Annotated in this window: 17 protein-coding genes; 12 read left to right on the forward strand and 5 right to left on the reverse strand. The window is 61.9% G+C overall.

Annotation, left to right across the window (positions count from 1 at the left end; all coding sequences use genetic code 11):
* Positions 1-525: 525 nt before the first annotated feature.
* Positions 526-2,067 carry a phosphoenolpyruvate carboxykinase gene (locus ACW9H9_RS21580; protein WP_457344456.1) on the reverse strand — a complete coding sequence of 514 codons (1,542 nt, stop codon included), beginning with the start codon at positions 2,065-2,067 and terminating at the stop codon, positions 526-528.
* A 179-nt stretch (positions 2,068-2,246) separates the two neighbouring features.
* The gene (gene hslO / locus ACW9H9_RS21585; protein WP_457344455.1) at positions 2,247-3,149 is read right to left on the reverse strand and encodes an Hsp33 family molecular chaperone HslO; all 903 of its coding nucleotides are present in this window, start codon (positions 3,147-3,149) and stop codon (positions 2,247-2,249) included.
* Positions 3,150-3,273: 124 nt separating this feature from the next.
* Here hslO and ACW9H9_RS21590 point away from each other — a divergent pair, with 124 nt between their 5' ends.
* Positions 3,274-4,077 carry a phosphatase PAP2 family protein gene (locus tag ACW9H9_RS21590; RefSeq protein ID WP_457344454.1) on the forward strand — a complete coding sequence of 268 codons (804 nt, stop codon included), beginning with the start codon at positions 3,274-3,276 and terminating at the stop codon, positions 4,075-4,077.
* A 16-nt stretch (positions 4,078-4,093) separates the two neighbouring features.
* Here ACW9H9_RS21590 and ACW9H9_RS21595 read toward each other — a convergent pair whose 3' ends face one another.
* On the reverse strand, positions 4,094-4,501 hold the full coding sequence (locus ACW9H9_RS21595) for an RNA-binding S4 domain-containing protein (RefSeq protein ID WP_457344453.1): 408 nt from the start codon (positions 4,499-4,501) through the stop codon (positions 4,094-4,096).
* Between the two features lie 267 nt (positions 4,502-4,768).
* Between ACW9H9_RS21595 and rimB the strand changes: the two genes are divergently transcribed.
* Positions 4,769-5,251 (forward strand): retropepsin-like aspartic endopeptidase RimB, encoded by a 483-nt coding sequence (gene rimB, locus ACW9H9_RS21600; protein WP_457344452.1) that lies wholly within the window; start codon positions 4,769-4,771, stop codon positions 5,249-5,251.
* Positions 5,248-6,153 carry a 30S ribosomal protein S6--L-glutamate ligase gene (gene rimK, locus ACW9H9_RS21605; RefSeq protein WP_457344451.1) on the forward strand — a complete coding sequence of 302 codons (906 nt, stop codon included), beginning with the start codon at positions 5,248-5,250 and terminating at the stop codon, positions 6,151-6,153. The genes rimB and rimK overlap by 4 nt, the downstream gene beginning before the upstream one ends.
* A 64-nt stretch (positions 6,154-6,217) precedes the next feature.
* Here rimK and ACW9H9_RS21610 read toward each other — a convergent pair whose 3' ends face one another.
* Positions 6,218-7,531 carry an ATP-binding protein gene (locus ACW9H9_RS21610; protein WP_457344450.1) on the reverse strand — a complete coding sequence of 438 codons (1,314 nt, stop codon included), beginning with the start codon at positions 7,529-7,531 and terminating at the stop codon, positions 6,218-6,220.
* Positions 7,532-7,648: 117 nt separating this feature from the next.
* Positions 7,649-8,386: an osmolarity response regulator transcription factor OmpR gene (gene ompR / locus ACW9H9_RS21615; protein WP_457344449.1), complete on the reverse strand. Its 738-nt coding sequence runs from the start codon at positions 8,384-8,386 to the stop codon at positions 7,649-7,651.
* Between the two features lie 356 nt (positions 8,387-8,742).
* Between ompR and ACW9H9_RS21620 the strand changes: the two genes are divergently transcribed.
* The 9 genes from ACW9H9_RS21620 to ACW9H9_RS21660 all read left to right on the forward strand — a co-directional run bounded on the left by ACW9H9_RS21620 (position 8,743) and on the right by ACW9H9_RS21660 (position 18,418).
* Positions 8,743-11,067: a Tex family protein gene (locus tag ACW9H9_RS21620; protein ID WP_457344448.1), complete on the forward strand. Its 2,325-nt coding sequence runs from the start codon at positions 8,743-8,745 to the stop codon at positions 11,065-11,067.
* Positions 11,067-11,450, forward strand: coding sequence for a PaaI family thioesterase (locus ACW9H9_RS21625; RefSeq protein WP_457344447.1), 384 nt, complete (start codon positions 11,067-11,069; stop codon positions 11,448-11,450). The genes ACW9H9_RS21620 and ACW9H9_RS21625 overlap by 1 nt, the downstream gene beginning before the upstream one ends.
* A 215-nt stretch (positions 11,451-11,665) precedes the next feature.
* Positions 11,666-13,249, forward strand: coding sequence for a glutamate--cysteine ligase (gene gshA / locus ACW9H9_RS21630; protein WP_457344446.1), 1,584 nt, complete (start codon positions 11,666-11,668; stop codon positions 13,247-13,249).
* A 158-nt stretch (positions 13,250-13,407) separates the two neighbouring features.
* Complete coding sequence (gene tauA, locus ACW9H9_RS21635; protein WP_457344445.1) at positions 13,408-14,385, forward strand: taurine ABC transporter substrate-binding protein; 978 nt, start codon at positions 13,408-13,410, stop codon at positions 14,383-14,385.
* Positions 14,386-14,401: 16 nt separating this feature from the next.
* Positions 14,402-15,181: a taurine ABC transporter ATP-binding subunit gene (gene tauB / locus ACW9H9_RS21640; protein WP_457344444.1), complete on the forward strand. Its 780-nt coding sequence runs from the start codon at positions 14,402-14,404 to the stop codon at positions 15,179-15,181.
* Positions 15,178-16,014, forward strand: a complete 837-nt coding sequence (gene tauC, locus ACW9H9_RS21645) for a taurine ABC transporter permease TauC (RefSeq protein ID WP_457344443.1) — start codon at positions 15,178-15,180, stop codon at positions 16,012-16,014. Before tauB ends, tauC begins: the two co-directional genes overlap by 4 nt.
* Before the next feature lie 22 nt (positions 16,015-16,036).
* Entirely contained in the window at positions 16,037-16,873 is an 837-nt protein-coding gene (tauD, locus tag ACW9H9_RS21650) for a taurine dioxygenase (protein WP_457344461.1), read from the forward strand.
* A 100-nt stretch (positions 16,874-16,973) separates the two neighbouring features.
* Positions 16,974-17,138, forward strand: a complete 165-nt coding sequence (locus ACW9H9_RS21655; RefSeq protein ID WP_457344442.1) for a hypothetical protein — start codon at positions 16,974-16,976, stop codon at positions 17,136-17,138.
* A gap of 77 nt (positions 17,139-17,215) precedes the next feature.
* Positions 17,216-18,418 (forward strand): helix-turn-helix domain-containing protein, encoded by a 1,203-nt coding sequence (locus ACW9H9_RS21660; protein WP_457344441.1) that lies wholly within the window; start codon positions 17,216-17,218, stop codon positions 18,416-18,418.
* Positions 18,419-18,420 lie beyond the last annotated feature (2 nt).

An 18,420-nucleotide genomic window follows, 5' to 3' on the forward strand; every position in this document is an offset into this window, starting at 1 on the left:
GCTCCCGCGTGGGAATGCCTCCTGTGACGCTCTGCGTCACCGGTGCACCGGCCTGCGAGCGGGACGCAGAGCGTCCCGGGCTGCGTTCCCACGCGGGAGCGTGGGAACGAGTGAGAGGTAATACAAAATCAGCGCGCACAACTTCGGCACAGCCGCCTGGATCGCATCACTCACCTCAAACTTCCTGACGCTCGATCGTTCCCACGCTCCCGCGTGGGAATGCCTCCTGTGACGCTCCGCGTCACCGGTGCACCGGCCTGCGAGCGGGACGCGGAGCGTCCCGGGCTGCGTTCCCACGCGGGAGCGTGGGAACGAGTGAGGGGTGATACAAAATCAGCGCGCATAACTTCGGCACAGCCGCCTGGATCGCATCGCTCACCTCAAACTTCTTGAAGCTCCATCGTTCCCACGCTCCCGCGTGGGAATGCCTCCTGTGACGCTCTGCGTCACCGGTGCACCGGCCTGAGGAGTGCGCACAAAAAAGCCGCCCACTAAGGGCGGCTTTTTCGTACAGCCAACCGACCCTTACAACTTCGGCCCAGCCGCCTTGATTGCATCGCTCACTTCAAACTTCTTGAAGTTCTCAATGAACAACCCAGCCAGCGTCTTCGCCGCTTCGTCGTAAGCGGCTTTGTCAGCCCAGGTATTACGCGGGTTCAGCAGCACGGTATCAACGCCCGGCACGGCCAGTGGCACGTCCAGGTTGGCGATGTCCAGGTGCTCGGTTGCAGCACCGATCAGCGCGCCGCTCTGGATCGCTGCGATCACCGCGCGGGTGGTCGGGATGTTGAAGCGTTTGCCCACGCCGTAGCCACCGCCGGTCCAGCCGGTGTTGACCAGGTAAACCTTGGAACCAAAGCCACGGATACGCTTGATCAGCAGCTCAGCGTATTCACCGGCCGGGCGCGGGAAGAACGGCGCGCCGAAGCAGGTGGAGAAGGTCGACTTGATGCCGCCGCCCGAGCCCATTTCGGTCGAGCCCACCAGCGCGGTGTAGCCAGACAGGAAGTGGTAGGCCGCTTGTTCTTCGTTGAGGATGGACACCGGCGGCAGGACGCCGGTCAGGTCGCAGGTCAGGAAGATCACCGCGTTGGGCTCGCCGCCCAGGTTTTTCTCGGAGCGTTTGGCAACGTGTTCCAGCGGGTAAGCGGCGCGGCTGTTCTGGGTCAGGCTGACGTCGGTGTAGTCGGCGTGCTTGGCGCCGTCAATCACGACATTTTCTAACACTGCGCCATGTTTGATGGCTTTCCAGATGACCGGCTCGTTTTTCTCGGACAAATCGATGCACTTGGCGTAGCAACCGCCTTCGATGTTGAACACCACGCCTTCGCCCCAGCCGTGTTCGTCGTCGCCGATCAGGTAGCGGCTTTCGTCAGCGGACAGGGTGGTTTTGCCGGTGCCCGACAGGCCGAAGAACAGGGTCACATCGCCCTCTTCGCCGATGTTGGCGGCGCAGTGCATCGGCAGCACGTCGGCGGCCGGCAGCAGGAAGTTCTGCACCGAGAACATGGCTTTCTTCATTTCACCGGCGTAACGCATGCCGGCGATCAGGACTTTTTTCTGCGCGAAGTTGAGGATCACGCAACCGTCGGAGTGGGTGCCGTCACGCTCTGGTACGCACTCGAAATTGGCCACGTTGAGCACTTGCCATTCTTCACGACCCGCCGGGTTGTACTGGGCCGGGTTGATGAACAGGCAACGGCCGAACAGGTTCTGCCAGGCGGTCTGGGTGGTCATTTTGACGGCCAGGTAGTGGTCTGCAGCCGCCCCTACGTGAACGTGGGAAACGAAGTGTTCTTGCGCGTTGTTGAAGGCCTCGACGCGAGCCCACAGGGCGTCGAACTTGTCGGCCGGGAACTTGCGGTTGATGGGGCCCCAGGCAATGGCGGCCTGGGTGGAAGGCTCGTCAACGATGAAACGATCGACCGGCGAACGGCCGGTACGGTGACCGGTGTGCACGACCAGCGCGCCGGTGTCGGCAAGCTCGCCTTCACCGCGGCTCAGGGCTTCTTTGACCAGATCGTCGACACTCAGATCGGTGTACACGGTGTTATTGGCTTGCGTCATGAGGTTCCCCGTCGGCCTGTGGCCGAGTGCTCCAAACGTTTTGTAGTAGAAAGTTGCGCACTACTACCGCGAAAAAAGTGGGCCGGATTATGCCAGAAAAGCCCAAAAAGAGTAGGGCCCTCCGGTCAGAACAGCGCTACCCCGGCATTTGTCAGGTGATTTACCTGTGCTTAAACGTTTTAGTGGCGGGTGCCCGATGGGGTGTCGACGCCAGCGCCGGCGAATAACTGGGTGATATCGGCCGCGTCGAACAGGTAGCGCTGGTTGCAGAACTGGCAGTCGATCTCGACAGTGCCGCCCTGCTCCACGGCCAGATTTTGCGCATCTTCAAGGCCCAGGCTGACCAGGGCGTTGCCCGAACGCTCGCGCGAGCAACTGCAGTGGAAACGCAGCGGCTGTTCGTCGAACAGGCGCACGGCCTCTTCGTGGTACAGGCGATGCAGGATGGTTTCGTTGTCCAGGCCCAGCAGTTCTTCGGCCTTGACGGTGTTGGCCAGGGCGATGATGTGCTGCCAGCTGGCGTCGCGTTCGTCTTCGTCCTTGATGCGGTCGGCCGGCAATTGTTGCACCAGCAGGCCACGGGCGCGTTGGCCGTCAGCGTTGAGCCAGAAGCGTGTGTTCACTTGCTGGGACATCACGAAATAGTTAGTGAAACACTCCGATAGCGTTTCTCCGTCCAGGTCGACGATGCCTTGGTAGCGCTGGCCTTCGGTAGGGTCGACGGTCAGGGCCAGCACGCCGTTGGGCATCAGGTCGGCGAGGGTCGCGTCTGCGGCAATTTGACTCGCTTCGTAGCGGGCCAGGCCGCGGATTTCACGCTCGCTGGAGCACTCGATCATCAAGAGCGGCACCGGGCCTTCGGAACGCGCCTGCAAGATCAGCAAACCGTCGAATTTCATGGTGCCCACCAGCAACGCGGCGGCAGCCATGAACTCGCCGAGCAGTTGCGCGACCGGCTCCGGATAGGGGTGCTTGGCGAGGACTTCAGCATAGCTGCGCTCCAGGGCGACCAGTTCGCCACGGGCGTCGCTGTCGTCGAAGATGAAGCGTTGGGAGAAGTCGGTATCCGGCAAATCAGTCATAGGTCTGGGTATCTGAATGGATGACAAAAATGTGACAGCGTTTATAAACTTACGCGCTTTGGCACCATCTTGGTGCGACTTTCGACAGGAAATCGAAGGGTTTAAAGCAATGAGGAAACAGTTTATGAACAATCCGGGTTTGTTCCAAGCCAAGTGGAACCTCGGGCGATGGGCCCTGTGCAATTTACTGGCAGTAGGGCTGTTGTGTTTCTGGCTATGGCCGACAGGCCAGATGCTCTGCACGGTTTTCGACGAGTGGTTGTTTCACCGTCTCAATGACCCGCTGGCGACCCACACAGTGTGGTTGCACGTCTGGGCGGTGGGCAGCCTGCGACCGTTCGATGCGGTGGTGGGCGTGATTTTGCTGACGCTGCTCATTCGCGGGGAATGGGTATTCAAGGCCGTCGAGGTGCGCCAGGCGTTTTTTGGCTTTCTGGGCATCCTGTTGTTGCTGCTGTTTATCCGCCTGTTGTTTTCCAAACTGGTGGCCCAGATGGACTGGCAACACAGCAGCCCTTCGATGGTGATCAGTGGGGCCGTTCACATGAGCACCTACTTTCCCGACCTGGAAAAAACCTGGGAGTTGAAAGACCGCTCCAGCCAGAGCTTCCCGGGGGATCACGCCTCGGTGCTGTGGATCTGGGGGCTGTTCATGAGTGTGTTTGCCAAGCGTGCCGGGCAGTTCGTGGTGATCTGGGCACTGGCGTTGCTGTTCATGATGCCGCGCCTGGTGGCCGGGGCACATTGGGGCCAGGACGATTACATCGGCGGCGTGTTGCTGGCACTGCTGGCGTTGGGTTGGGGTTACTACACGCCCTTTGCGGCGCGGTTTTGCGGGCTGATGCTATGGGCGACCGGGCCGGTGTTCGGGCTGCTCGGCAAGCTGCCGGGGTTGCGGCGGTTGAGCGTCATGCGAGCGACTGCATGACGCCTGGTTCGCATCGTTAATCGTCGTTGCCGCTGCCGCGAAACTTGAACAGGTCGCGGCGCTGCTTCTTGCTGGGTTTGCCGTCGGTGCTCAGGCCCATCGCCCCGGCCTTGCGCAGGGCGGCGGCGTTTTCGCGCTTGGCGATGCTGGCTTCGGTTTCGGCATACAGGGTCTGCGCCTCGGGCGCTCCCCGGCGCACGATAGACAGCGCCTGAACCACCACGGAGCGTTCATCAAACCCGGTCCGAATCTCGAACTCATCGCCAATGCGCGGCTCCTTGCCAGGCTTGCAGCGCTCGCCACGGTGGTGCACCTTGCCGCTCTCGATGGCCGCCTTGGCCAATGCGCGGGTCTTGTAGAAGCGCGCCGCCCACAACCATTTGTCCAACCGGACCTTGTCTTCTTCTTCCTGCTTTTGAGCCACGGGTACTCCTCGCTCTGAAAAACGTCGCAACTTAACAGTCGATGCCCCCCGACGCATAAATACGGAGGCTCACCTAAGATACGTCAGCCGCCGGGCAGTTTCTGTGGGGAGCCCTAGATAACTGTCGCCATTTGCTGAATATTCTGCGTGAATACCGCGAAATCGGCACCGGGCCCTAAATCCACTCGCGGCTGTCACAATCCGTGAGCAGTGGGGCGCTACTGTCATTGCCGACTACGAAACATTTCTGATTGCCGGTTACCCATATTGAAGACATTTGACCATTTGACCGTTGTGGGTCTGCGTGAGTGGGTGGCCCTTCCCGACCTGGGAGTGGCCGGCCTGCGCGCCAAGATCGACACCGGGGCCAGCACCTCAAGCCTGCACGCCACCGAGATCGAGCCTTTTGAGCGCGATGGCGAAAAATGGGTGCGCTTCACCGCGCACCTGGGCAGCGTGGTGCAACTGCGTCACCGCCGCTGCGAAGCGCCGCTGGTGGCCATGAAAACCATTAAAAGCTCCAACGGCCAGGCCCAGGTGCGGTATGTGATCAGCACCACGCTGGCCCTGGGCGACGGGTTGTGGCGGGTGCAATTCACCCTGGCTTGCCGCAAGTCCATGCGTTACCGCCTGCTGCTCGGTTCCAAGGCACTGATTGATGGCCAGTTGGTGGTCAATCCCGGGCTCAAATACGTTCAAGACAAGCCGGTGTTCCCGGTGTCCACTCTCTCTGCCACAGGTGTTGCATGAAGATCGCTGTGCTGTCGCGCAACCCGCGCCTGTATTCCACCCGTCGCCTGGTCGAAGCCGGAACCGAACGCGGCCATGAGATGGTGGTGGTCGACACCTTGCGGGCCTACATGAACATCGCCAGCCACAAGCCGCAGATTCATTACCGCGGCAAACCGCTGGAAGGCTTCGATGCAGTCATTCCGCGTATCGGTGCGTCGGTCACGTTTTACGGCTGCGCCGTGTTGCGCCAGTTTGAAATGATGGGGGTCTTTCCCCTCAACGAATCGGTGGCCATCGCCCGCTCGCGGGACAAACTGCGCTCGCTGCAACTGCTGTCGCGCCGAGGCATTGGCCTGCCCGTGACCGGCTTTGCGCACTCGCCCGATGACATCCCCGACCTGATCGAGATGGTCAACGGCGCCCCCCTGGTGATCAAGGTGCTGGAAGGCACCCAAGGCATTGGCGTGGTGCTGTGCGAAACCGCCACGGCGGCAGAATCGGTGATCGAGGCGTTCATGGGCCTCAAGCAGAACATCATGGTCCAGGAGTACATCAAGGAAGCGGGCGGTGCGGATATTCGCTGCTTCGTGGTGGGCGACAAAGTGATTGCAGCGATGAAGCGCCAGGCGCGCCCGGGCGAGTTCCGCTCCAATTTGCATCGAGGCGGCAGCGCCAGCCTGATCAAGATCACCCCCGAAGAACGCATGACCGCCTTGCGGGCGGCGAAGGTGATGGGGTTGAGCGTGGCGGGCGTGGATATCCTGCGCTCCAACCATGGGCCATTGGTGATGGAAGTGAACTCGTCACCGGGGCTGGAAGGGATTGAAACCACCACGGGCAAGGATGTGGCGGGGATCATCATTCAGCATCTGGAAAAGAATGGTGGGCCGAACATGACGCGGACCAAGGGGAAGGGGTAAGCGGAAAGCTTCAAGCGGCAAGCAAAAGCGGCGACCTCGCGCTTGCTTGCCGCTCGCTGCTCTCTTAGACCGCGTCCCTTGGCAGCATCAGGCCCAGCGGCAATCGCACCCGGGCCTCCAGGCCGCCGTCTTCGCGGTTGCGCAGTTCGACGTTGCCACCGTGCATCGACGCAATCCGCCGCACAATCGCCAGGCCCAGCCCGGTGCCCTTGCCACCCCGGGCACGGTCGCCACGGGTGAAGGGGTTGAAGATCCCCTCCAGTTCCGCCGGGTCGATCCCGGCGCCTCGGTCCATCACGCTCAGCACCACATAAGGCGCGCTGGTGTCGCCCGACACATACGCCGCCACTTCCACATCGGAACCTGCGTGATGCAGGGCATTGCCGATCAGGTTGTTGAGCAGGCGCTTCATGGAAACCCGGCGCAATGCAAACGGCTGGATCGGCTCCAGGCGCATGCGCACCTGCTCGTCCTTCTGGTTGTACGGCGCCACCACCTCACGCACCAACTCGGTCAGGTCAACCTCTTCCACCACCTCGTCACGCCCGTCGCGGATGAAGGCCAGGAACTGGTCGAGAATCGCGTCCATGTCCTCGATATCGCGCACCATGTCGTCCGTCAGGTCGGTGTGGTCGCCCATCAACTCCAGGGACAACCGCAAGCGCGTCAGCGGGGTGCGCAAGTCATGGGACACGCCCGCCAGCATCAACTCGCGCTCACGACCGGCCTGTTCGACATCTTCAGCCATCTGGTTAAACGCGCCGTATACCTCGGTCATTTCACTGGGTGTGTCGCTGATGGGTAGGCGCACGCTACGGCCCTGCCCCAGTTGCCGAGCGGCAAACACCAGGCGTTTCAGCGGCTGATTGAGCTGGCGCACAAAAATCCACGCCGACGCGGTGGACAAGAGCCCGATGGCCAGGAACCACCCCAACACGTTCCAGATTTTCTGCCCGCGCAACGGGTGCGGATACAGCGGCACTTTCAGCCAGTCTTCACCCAGGCTCGGCGCTCGCACCCACAGCGCGGGGGAGACGTGCATGCGCAGCCGCACCTCGGTGTCTTCACCCAGTTCGGCCTGCATCTGGCGTTGGTAAATCTCACTGTAGGGCCAATGTTGCTCGCCTTCGGGCACCCCGGCACCCGCCACGCGCACCAGGGTGGCGGCCTTGGCGATTTTCTCGCGGTTCTCGGGGTCGGCGGCCCAGTAGGCCCGTAATGTCAGGGCCACGCCGTGGCTGTACTGGCGGTCCACCAGCACGTCTTCGTTCATCAGCAGATAAACCAGTGTCAGCGCCTTGGAAAACAGTACGACGATCAGCACCAGCCAAAGGGTGCGGGAGAAGAAACTTTGCGGGAACCACAGCGGGGTTTTCATAGGAGACAGCTAGACACCTTGCAGGCGCGAGCGACGCTCGCACAATCGCAGAATCCGGGCAACCGGCCGGCTCGTGTCGAGCCTGGCACCGGAGCGCCCGTCCCTGCAAAACGGGGGTTACTTGGCATTGCCGTCCGGCACGAACACGTAACCCACACCCCACACCGTCTGGATATAACGCGGCTTGGACGGATCCGGCTCGATCATGCGACGCAGACGGGAGATCTGCACGTCGATGGAGCGCTCCAACGCGTCCCACTCGCGACCACGGGCCAGGTTCATCAGCTTGTCGCGGGTCAGCGGCTGGCGGGCGTTCATCACCAGCGCCTTGAGCACGGCGAATTCGCCGGTGGTGAGCATGTGCACTTCTTCGCCACGCTTGAGCTCACGGGTGGCCAGCGACAGCTCGTAGTCACCAAAGGTCACGCTTTCGTCTTCGCTGCCTGGGGCGCCCGGCACCGGGGCAGACTGGCGACGCAAGACGGCTTTGACCCGTGCCATCAGCTCGTCAGGGTTGAACGGCTTGGCCAGGTAATCGTCGGCGCCCAGTTCCAGGCCCTTGATGCGGCTCAGCTCGTCGCCCTTGGCGGTCAGCATGATGATGGGGATCTGGTTGTTCGCGTTGCGCAGGCGTTTGCAGGCGGTCAGGCCGTCTTCGCCGGGCAGCATCAGGTCGAGCACCACCAGGTTGAACACTTCGCGTCCCAGCAGGCGGTCCATCTGTTCGGTGTTGGGCACCGCGCGTGCACGGTAGCCCTTGGAGTTGAAGAACCGCTCCAGCAGGCTGCTCAGCCCTGGATCGTCATCAACGATGAGAATTTTTTCGCCTTCAGCAGTTTGTACAGTGCTGCTCATTGGATGCTCCTCTTATCTCGGCGCGCATTATGGCTTAGGTGCCGTTATACGCACCGTGTGCATTGTTAGCAGATTTTTCCTATACCGCCAGCAACCTCACGCCCTGTCACCTTTGGCGCAGTGCCCTCAACCGCGGAACGCTGGTTATAATGCGGCGCCTTTGTGCAGGGCAACGTCAGTTCGTTACCGTTTGCTGCCGGGGATTTTTTTACCCGCTTGTCGCGATTTTTTATGTTTCGAGGGTCAACAGGCTGCCTCTTGACCCAGGCAACGGCGCCCCACGGGCCGCTCAACCAACCTCACAGGGCCTTGTTTTCCGGGCCTGCGAGCTGCTTTCAAGAATTTCAGGTGGTTTTATGGACAGCATCAACAGCCGCATCGCCGAAGAACTCGGTGTACGCCCGCAACAGGTCGAAGCGGCCGTCGCGCTATTGGATGAAGGCTCCACGGTGCCCTTCATCGCCCGTTACCGGAAAGAAGTGACCGGCAGCCTCGACGACACGCAATTGCGTCATCTGGAAGAGCGCCTGCGCTACCTGCGAGAACTCGACGAACGGCGGACCAGCATCCTCGCCAGCATCCAGGAGCAGGGCAAGTTGACCCCGGCCCTTGAGCGCGACATCAAGCTGGCCGACACCAAGACCCGCCTCGAAGACCTCTACCTGCCGTACAAGCAAAAGCGCCGCACCAAGGGCCAGATCGCCCTGGAGGCGGGCCTGGGGGACCTGGCCGACGGCCTGTTCAACGACCCGTCGTTGACCCCGGACAGCGAAGCCGCCCGCTTCGTCAACGCCGAAAAAGGCGTGGCCGACGTCAAGGCGGCCCTGGAAGGCGCCAAGTACATCCTCATGGAGCGCTTCGCCGAAGACGCCAACCTGCTGGAAAAACTGCGCACCTACCTCAAGCAGGAAGCCACCCTCAGTGCCCGTGTCATCGCCGGCAAAGAAGAGGAAGGCGCCAAGTTCCGCGACTACTTCGAGCACGACGAACCGCTCAAGAGCATGCCGTCCCACCGTGCGCTGGCCATTTTCCGTGGCCGCAACGAAGGTATTCTCAGTTCCGCACTTAAGGTCGGCGACGAGCTGCCGGGCACCATGCACCCGTGCGAAGGCATGATCGGTCAACAATTCGGCATCCAGAATCAGAATCGTCCTGCGGACAAGTGGCTCGGTGAAGTCGTGCGCTGGACCTGGAAGGTCAAGCTCTACACCCACCTGGAAACCGACCTGCTGGGCGAGTTGCGCGACGGCGCCGAAACCGAAGCCATCAACGTGTTCGCCCACAACCTGCACGATCTGCTGCTGGCCGCCCCGGCGGGCCCGCGGGCCACACTGGGCCTGGACCCGGGCCTGCGCACCGGCTGCAAGGTCGCCGTGGTGGACGCCACCGGCAAACTGCTGGACCACGCCACCGTGTACCCCCACGTGCCGCACAACAAGTGGGACCAGACCCTGGCCATCCTCGCCGCCCTGTGCGCCAAGCACTCGGTGGACCTGATCGCCATCGGCAACGGCACCGCCAGCCGGGAAACCGACAAGCTGGCTCAAGAACTGATCAAAAAATACCCGGGCATGCAGTTGACCAAGGTCATGGTGTCCGAGGCGGGCGCTTCGGTGTACTCGGCCTCGGAGCTGGCGTCCAAGGAATTCCCGGACCTCGACGTGTCGATCCGGGGCGCCGTGTCCATCGCCCGTCGCCTGCAAGACCCGCTGGCGGAACTGGTGAAGATCGACCCGAAATCCATCGGCGTCGGCCAGTACCAGCACGACGTGTCGCAGCTCAAACTGGCGCGCGGCCTGGATGCGGTGGTGGAAGACTGCGTGAACGCCGTGGGCGTGGACGTGAACACCGCCTCCGTCGCCCTGCTGGCGCGTATCTCGGGCCTGAACACCACCCTGGCGCAGAACATCGTCACCCACCGCGATGAAAACGGCGCGTTCAAAACCCGCGCCGCGCTGAAAAAAGTACCGCGCCTGGGCGAGAAAACCTTCGAGCAATCCGCTGGTTTCCTACGCGTCATGAACGGTGACAACCCGCTGGACGCCTCCGCCGTGCACCCGGAAGCCTACCCGCTGGTGCAGCGCATCGCCGCTGAAACCGACCGCGACATCCGCTCGCTGATCGGCGACGCCACCTTCCTCAAGCGCCTGGACCCGAAAAAGTACACCGACGAAACCTTCGGCGTGCCCACCATCACCGACATCCTGCAAGAGCTGGAAAAACCGGGCCGCGACCCGCGTCCCGAGTTCAAGACCGCCGAGTTCCAGGAAGGCGTCGAAGACCTCAAGGACCTGCAACCGGGCATGATCCTCGAAGGCGTGGTGACCAACGTGACCAACTTTGGCGCTTTTGTGGATATCGGCGTGCATCAGGACGGTTTGGTGCACATCTCTGCACTTTCGGAGAAGTTCATCAAGGACCCGCGTGAAGCGGTGAAAGCCGGTGACGTGGTCAAGGTCAAGGTCATGGAAGTCGACATCCCGCGTAAACGCGTGGGCCTGTCGATGCGCATGAGCGACACCCCCGGCGAGAAAATCGACGGGGCCCGTGGCGCCCGCCCGGGCTCGGCGCCGCGCCAGTCCCAAGGCAGCGCACCGCGCAAGGAAACCGCCGCACCGGCAGCCGCCAACAACGCGATGGCGTCGCTGTTCGCCAACGCCAAACAGCTGAAGAAACGTTGATGGACGTTCCGGCCAGCTTGACCCAGAGCGCCTTCAGCGAGCTGATCGGCTGCCGCCTGCAACGCCTGGACGAGGGCGTTGCCGAGGTGGCCCTCACCCTGGAGCCGCAACTGCGCAACCGCGCGGGCAAGCTCCATGGCGGGGCGATCTTCAGCCTGGTGGACATCACGATGGGGCTGGCCTGTTCCAGCGCCCATGGGTTCGACCAGCAGAGCGCGACCATCGAGTGCAAGATCAACTACATCCGCGCCGTGTCCGATGGCGATGTGCTGTGCACGGCCCGCGTCATTCACGCGGGCCGGCGCACGTTGGTGGTAGAAGCCGACGTGGTCCAGGAGCAGAAACTGGTCGCAAAAGCACAAGGCACCTTCGCGATCCTGTAGCTCCCTGTCATCTATTTGAGTTAATTTCGGCGCTGCGAAAGCGGCGTCGGAAGTTTCTTCCCTCCCGATAGCCAGATTCAAGGACTGAAGTCGGCACTTTCTGAACGGGCCACACCGGCCCTAAAACCAGGCGATCACGCCAGTTTCAACTTCACCCTTGTAGACCGTCCTGCCCACCCCCATATTGGGGCGACTGACGCGTGAAGGAATCCAACTTGAGCGAACTTCTCAACCGCCGCCTGGCCCTGCTCGGCAAGCACGAACACCTCTCTTTGCTCGAGCAATGCCTGCACGGCATCGAGCGTGAATGCCTGCGCGTTACCGGTGAAGGCCGCCTGGCGCAAACGCCGCACCCCGAAACCCTGGGCGCTGCGCTGACCCACGAACAGATCACCACCGACTACTCGGAGTCGCTGCTGGAGTTCATCACCCCAGCGCTGCCCAACCCGGCAGACACCCTGAGCAGCCTCGACAAGATCCATCGCTTTGCCTACAGCAAACTCGGCAGCGAGTACCTGTGGAGCCCCTCGATGCCGTGCCCGTTGCCGGCCGAGGAAGATATTCCGATTGCCTACTACGGCACCTCCAACATCGGACAGCTCAAGTACGTGTATCGCAAGGGCCTGGCCCTGCGTTACGGCAAGACCATGCAATGCATCGCCGGGATCCACTACAACTTTTCCCTGCCGGAAAAGCTCTGGCCGCTGCTCAAGGACGCCGAAGGTTTCGTGGGCACCGACCGGGACTTCCAGTCCACGGCCTACATCGCCCTTATCCGCAACTTCCGCCGCTACAGCTGGCTGCTGATGTACCTGTTCGGTGCCTCACCGGCCCTGGACGCGGGCTTCCTGCGCGGTCGCGCCCATCAGCTGGAACAGTTCGACGCCGACACCCTGTACCTGCCGTATGCCACCAGCCTGCGCATGAGCGACCTCGGGTATCAGAGCAACGCCCAGGCCGGCCTCACCCCTTGCTACAACGACCTGAACAGCTACACCGACAGCCTGCGCGAAGCGGTGGCAACGCCCTACGCGCCTTACGTCGAAGTCGGCACGCACAAGGACGGTGAATGGGTACAGCTCAACACCAACATCCTGCAGATCGAAAACGAGTACTACTCCAACATCCGCCCCAAGCGTGTGACCTACACCGGCGAGCGGCCGATCCAGGCCCTGATGGCCCGTGGCATCCAGTACATCGAAGTGCGCTGCCTGGACATCAACCCGTTCCTGCCCATGGGCATCGACCTGCAAGCCTCGCGTTTTCTCGACGCGTTCCTGCTGTTCTGCGCCCTGAACGACAGCCCGCTGTTTGAAAACAACGAATGCGGCAACGCCACGTCCAACTTCCTGAGCGTGGTCAAGGAAGGTCGCCGTCCGGGCCTGCAATTGCAGCGCCGAGGCCAGCCGGTGGACATGAAAGAGTGGGCCGCGCAGTTGCTCGAACAGATCGCACCCCTGGCCGCCCTGCTGGACCAGAGCCTGAACACCCAGGAACACAGCCATTCGCTGGACGCGCAACTGGCCAAGGTGCAAGACCCGTCGCTGACGCCATCGGCCCAGGTGCTGGCTGCGATGACCCAGCGCAAGGAAAGCTTTGCGCAGTTCTCCTTGCACCAGAGCCAGGTGCACGCCGAATTCTTCCGCAAAGAGCCGCTGGCGCCCGAGGAACAAGCGCACTTTGAAACCCTGGCGCGCAACTCCCTGGCCCAACAGGCTGAGCTTGAGCAGAACGAAGTGGGCGACTTCGACGTGTTCGTCGGTTCGTACCAGGCCAGCATCCTGGCCATCAGTAACTGAGCCCAGGAGGATCGTTCCCACGCGCCGTGTGGGAACGATCACCGCGCAACGCTCTTCCCCTCATAAGCTAATTCAAAAATGTTATTTATTTTCTGATTCTTAGATCATTTAGTCTCCTCATACGCCGACACTCGCGCGCCTTATTGAGGAACTTCCCTTTGAAACTGCACTTTCCCCTACGCCTCTTGGCAGCGTTGTCCCTGGCCGGTGCCAGCCTGTTTGCCCAGGCCGCCGATTTTACCGTCGCCTACCAGACCACCGTAGACCCGGCCAAAGTCGCCCAGGCCGACGGCGCGTACGAAAAAGCCACCAACGCCAAAATCAACTGGCGCAAATTCGATAACGGCGTCGACATCATCGGCGCCATCGCCTCCGGCGACGTGCAGATCGGCTACCTCGGGTCCAGCCCGCTCACCGCCGCCATCTCGCGCAACGTGCCGGTGGAAACCTTCCTGGTCGCCACCCAGATCGGCGGCGCCGAAGCCCTGGTTGCGCGCAATGGCGCCGGCATCAACAGCCCACAAGACCTGATCGGCAAGAAAATCGGCGTGCCGTTCGCGTCCACCGGCCACTACAGCCTGCTGGCCGCGCTCAAGCACTGGAACATCGACCCGTCCAAAGTCACCATCCTCAACCTCGCGCCACCGGCCATCGTTGCCGCCTGGAAGCGTAATGACATCGACGCCACCTACGTCTGGGACCCGGCGCTGGGCGTGGCCAAGGAAAACGGCAAAGTGCTGATCGACTCGGGCGAGCTGGCCAAGCTCGGCGCGCCGACCTTCGATGCGTGGATCGTGCGTAAAGACTTCGCCGAAAAACACCCGGAGATCGTCAGCGCGTTCGCCAAAGTCACCCTGGATGCCTACGCCGCCTACCGCAAAGACCCACAAGCCTGGCTGGCCAACACCAGCAACGTCGACAAACTCGTGAAGCTGTCCGGTGCCAAGGCCACTGACATCCCGGCCCTGCTGCAAGGCAACGTGTACCCGCTGGCCGCCGACCAGGCCACCCTGCTCGGTGCGCCCACCATCACGGCCATCACCGACACCGCCAAGTTCCTGAAGGAGCAAGGCAAGGTCGATGCCCTGCTGCCGGACTACGCCCCGTACGTCAGCGCCAAATTCGTCAAAAACTGATCAGGAGTTAACCGCGATGGCCTTGCTACAACTGGAGCGCATCAGCGCACAGTACCCAGGCGCCGCAGAACCGGTACTGTCCGACATATCCTTGAACCTGGGGCCCCAGCAATTGCTGGTGGCCCTCGGCCCGTCCGGCAGTGGCAAGACTTCGCTGTTGAACCTGATTGCCGGTTTCGTCGAACCCAGCGCCGGGCGCATCACCCTGGACGGCGTGCCCGTCAAAGGCCCGGGCGCCGAACGCGGCGTGGTGTTCCAGGACGACGCCCTGTTGCCCTGGCAAGATGTGCTGGCCAACGTCGGCTTCGGCCTGGAACTGGCCGGCGTGCCCAAGGCCCAACGGGAAATCCGCGCCCGCGAAATGCTTGCGCTGGTGGACCTGGCAGGCTTTGACAACCGCCGCATCTGGCAGCTGTCCGGCGGCCAGAAACAACGGGTGGGCCTGGCCCGCGCGCTGGCGGCCGACCCACGTTTATTGCTGATGGACGAACCCTTCGGCGCCCTCGATGCCTTTACCCGCGAACAGATGCAGGAGCTGTTGCTGCAAGTCTGGCGCCGCACCGCCAAACCGGTGTTCCTGATTACCCACGACATCGAAGAAGCCGTGTTCCTGGCCACCGACCTGATCCTGCTGGCGCCCAACCCGGGCCAGATCGTCGAACGCCTGAACCTGGACTTCGGCCTGCGCTACGCGGCCGGTGAATCGGCCCGGGCGATCAAGTCCGACCCGCGCTTTATCGAAACCCGCGAACACGTGTTGAGCAAAGTGTTCTCGCAACGGCAGGTGTCCGCATGAGCAGTTATGAATTACCCGCCACCGCCACCCAGCCGGTGACACACCCGCTGAAACCTGCGCGCCGCAGCCTGAGCACCCGCTGGATCAGCGTGCTGACCCTGTTGGCCTTGCTGGCCATCTGGTGGGCCGTGACCGCGGCGGGCTGGATCGAACCGTTGTTTTTGCCATCGCCCGGCGCCGTGCTGCAAAAAGGCTGGCTGCTGGCGACCACCGGCTACATGGACTCCACCCTGTGGCAGCATTTGGCGTCGAGCCTGGGCCGAATCGGCCTGGGCCTGGGTTTTGCCGTGCTCACCGCCGTGCCGGTGGGCATCGCCATCGGCTCCAACCGAGTGGCCCGGGGCATTCTCGACCCGCTGATCGAGTTCTACCGGCCGATTCCGCCGCTGGCGTACCTGCCGCTGATCGTGATCTGGTGCGGCATTGGCGAGCTGTCCAAGGTGCTGCTGATTTACCTGGCCATCTTCGCGCCCATCGCCATTGCCACGGCAACCGGCGTGCGCACCGTCGACCCGGCCAAACTGCGCGCCGCGCAGTCGCTGGGGGCAACACGGGCCCAACTGATTCGCCATGTGATCCTGCCCAGCTCCCTGCCCGACATCCTCACCGGGGTGCGCATCGGCCTGGGTGTCGGCTGGTCCACACTGGTGGCCGCCGAACTGATCGCCGCCACCAGCGGGCTGGGCTTCATGGTGCAGTCGGCGGCGCAGTTTCTGGTCACCGACGTGGTGGTACTGGGGATCCTGGTCATCGCCCTGATCGCTTTCGCCATGGAAATGGGCCTGCGCGCCCTGCAACGCAAACTGGTGCCCTGGCATGGCCAGGCACACTAAGCACACCACCTTCGAGAATCGCATGAGCCGCCTGACCGTTACGCCATTAAGCACCGCCCTGGGCGCCCTGATCAGTGGCGTCGACATTGCCCAACCGCTGCCCAGCGAGCACCGCGACGCCATCGAACAGGCGCTGCTCACGCATTCGGTGCTGTTCTTTCGCGACCAGCCGATCACCCCGCAGCAACAAGCGCGTTTTGCCGCGAACTTCGGCGACCTGCACATCCACCCCATCTACCCCAACGTGCCGGAACAGCCCGAAGTGCTGATTTTGGACACCGCCGTGACCGACGTGCGCGACAACGCCGTGTGGCACACCGACGTGACCTTTTTGCCCACCCCGGCGCTGGGCGCCGTGCTCAGCGCCAAACAGCTGCCGGCGTTCGGCGGCGACACACTGTGGGCCAGCGGGATCGCGGCCTATGAGGCCTTGTCCGAACCGTTCAAACGCCTGCTCGACGGCCTGACCGCCACCCACGACTTCACCAAATCCTTCCCACTGGAACGCTTCGGCAACACCGCCCAAGACCTGGCCCGCTGGGAAGAAACCCGCAAGAAAAACCCGCCGCTCTCCCACCCGGTGATCCGCACCCACCCGGTGAGCGGGCGCAAATCGCTGTTCGTCAGCGACGGCTTCACCACCAAAATCAACGAACTGGAACCGGCCGAAAGCGAAGCGATTCTAAAACTGCTGTTCGCCCACACCACCCGCCCCGAATTCACCATTCGCTGGCGCTGGCAAGAAAACGACGTCGCCTTCTGGGACAACCGCGTGACCCAGCATTACGCCGTGGACGACTACCGCCCGCAACGCCGCGTGATGCACCGCGCGACGATTTTGGGGGATGTGCCGTTCTGACCGCCTGTCCAATACAACTGGATAAACACACAGCACGCCCTTCCATAACGAATAAAATCGGCGTAGAAATCCGCTTACCGAATTGTAAGGGGGTGCTGTTATGGTCACCACAGAAGAGATCCTCGGATTCATCCGCGCCCAAGTGGACAGGGACTTTTTCGAGGAGCTGGAAATCCTCATTCCGCAAACCTTCCAGAAAGCCGCCAAGGATGCTCAAAGCCTCCTGATCAACATTCCCGCGCAAGACCTACCCGGCCACCTGTGACATTCGCCGGTGCAAGATGTCGCGCTGAAGAAACCGAAGATCAAGCCGATGACGAGCAAAACGCCAAGAGGTAAAGCATGAGAACTGGAGTTGCGGGCTTTCAGTCAGAGCGCCTCAAGCAACTGCGTTTGGCGTTTGGCATGACCCAGGCCGCACTGGCCGACCTGGTGGGGCGCGCCGCTGGGAACATATCGAAGTGGGAAAATGGGCTTCAGGTTCCCGAAGCCGATGCCTTTCAGCGTCTGTGTGAAGTGTTTGGCATCAGTGAAAACTGGCTGCTGGAAGAACAGGCCACGATGGATAAGCGCACCCCCTTTTTCTTTCGGTCCCAGCTGATCACTGCAACCCATGCCAGAGAGGTCGCCGAGGTTCGCCTGGAATGGCTACAGGAAATCGCCTACAAGCTGCAAGAAAGCCTTGAGTTCGCTGACGTCAACGTGCCCTGCCTGGACGAAACCAACTGCGAGCTGATCTCTGACGCAGAGATAGAACAAATGGCCAGCAACTGCCGCCAAGCGTGGGGGCTCGGCAGTGCGCCGATTCCCAACGTCATAGCGGTCATGGAGCGCGCGGGCATCGTCTGCGCCCGCACGGTGCTTGGCCATCTGAAAATGGATGGCGTATCCAACTGGTGCAGCCTCGATCAGCGTCCTTACGTACTCGTCGTTGCAGACAAAGCCAACGGCATCCGCAATCGATTTGATGCCGCCCACGAGCTCGGGCACATCGTACTTCACCGGCATATATCCAAAGAACAGTACGCGTCGAACCATGCTCTTCTTGAGTCTCAGGCCCATCGCTTCGCAAGCGCTTTTTTACTGCCTGCGCAGAGTTTCCTGAGGGAAGTGCGGTGGCCTACCTTGGACACGTTGCTCGCGTTGAAACCACGCTGGAAGGTGTCTGTGGCGGCGATGGTCAAACGTTGCCTTGATCTGGAAATCATCAACGACACGACGATAACCCGGTTGTGGAAAGCACGCTCGGCCAGGGGGTGGGTCAAAGGCGAGCCCATGGACGAGGACTTCGGTTTTGAAAAACCGCAGTTGCTGGCGCAAGGCGTGAAAATGCTGGTTGAACACAAGGTGCTTTCGCGCTCCCAGGTCCGGCAAATATTGGGATTGCCTCTGTCCGTATTAGAAAGCCTATGCAGCCTGGATGAAGGCTATTTCAACCTGCCTGACAGGCCCCAGGTGGTGGACCTTCACCTGCGAAAACGCCCCTCACGAGACAGACGCTTGAACGACACCGCCGACATTCTCGGCTTTCCAACCAAGAAGTGAAC

Source organism: Pseudomonas sp. SDO5215_S409 (assembly GCF_054071325.1).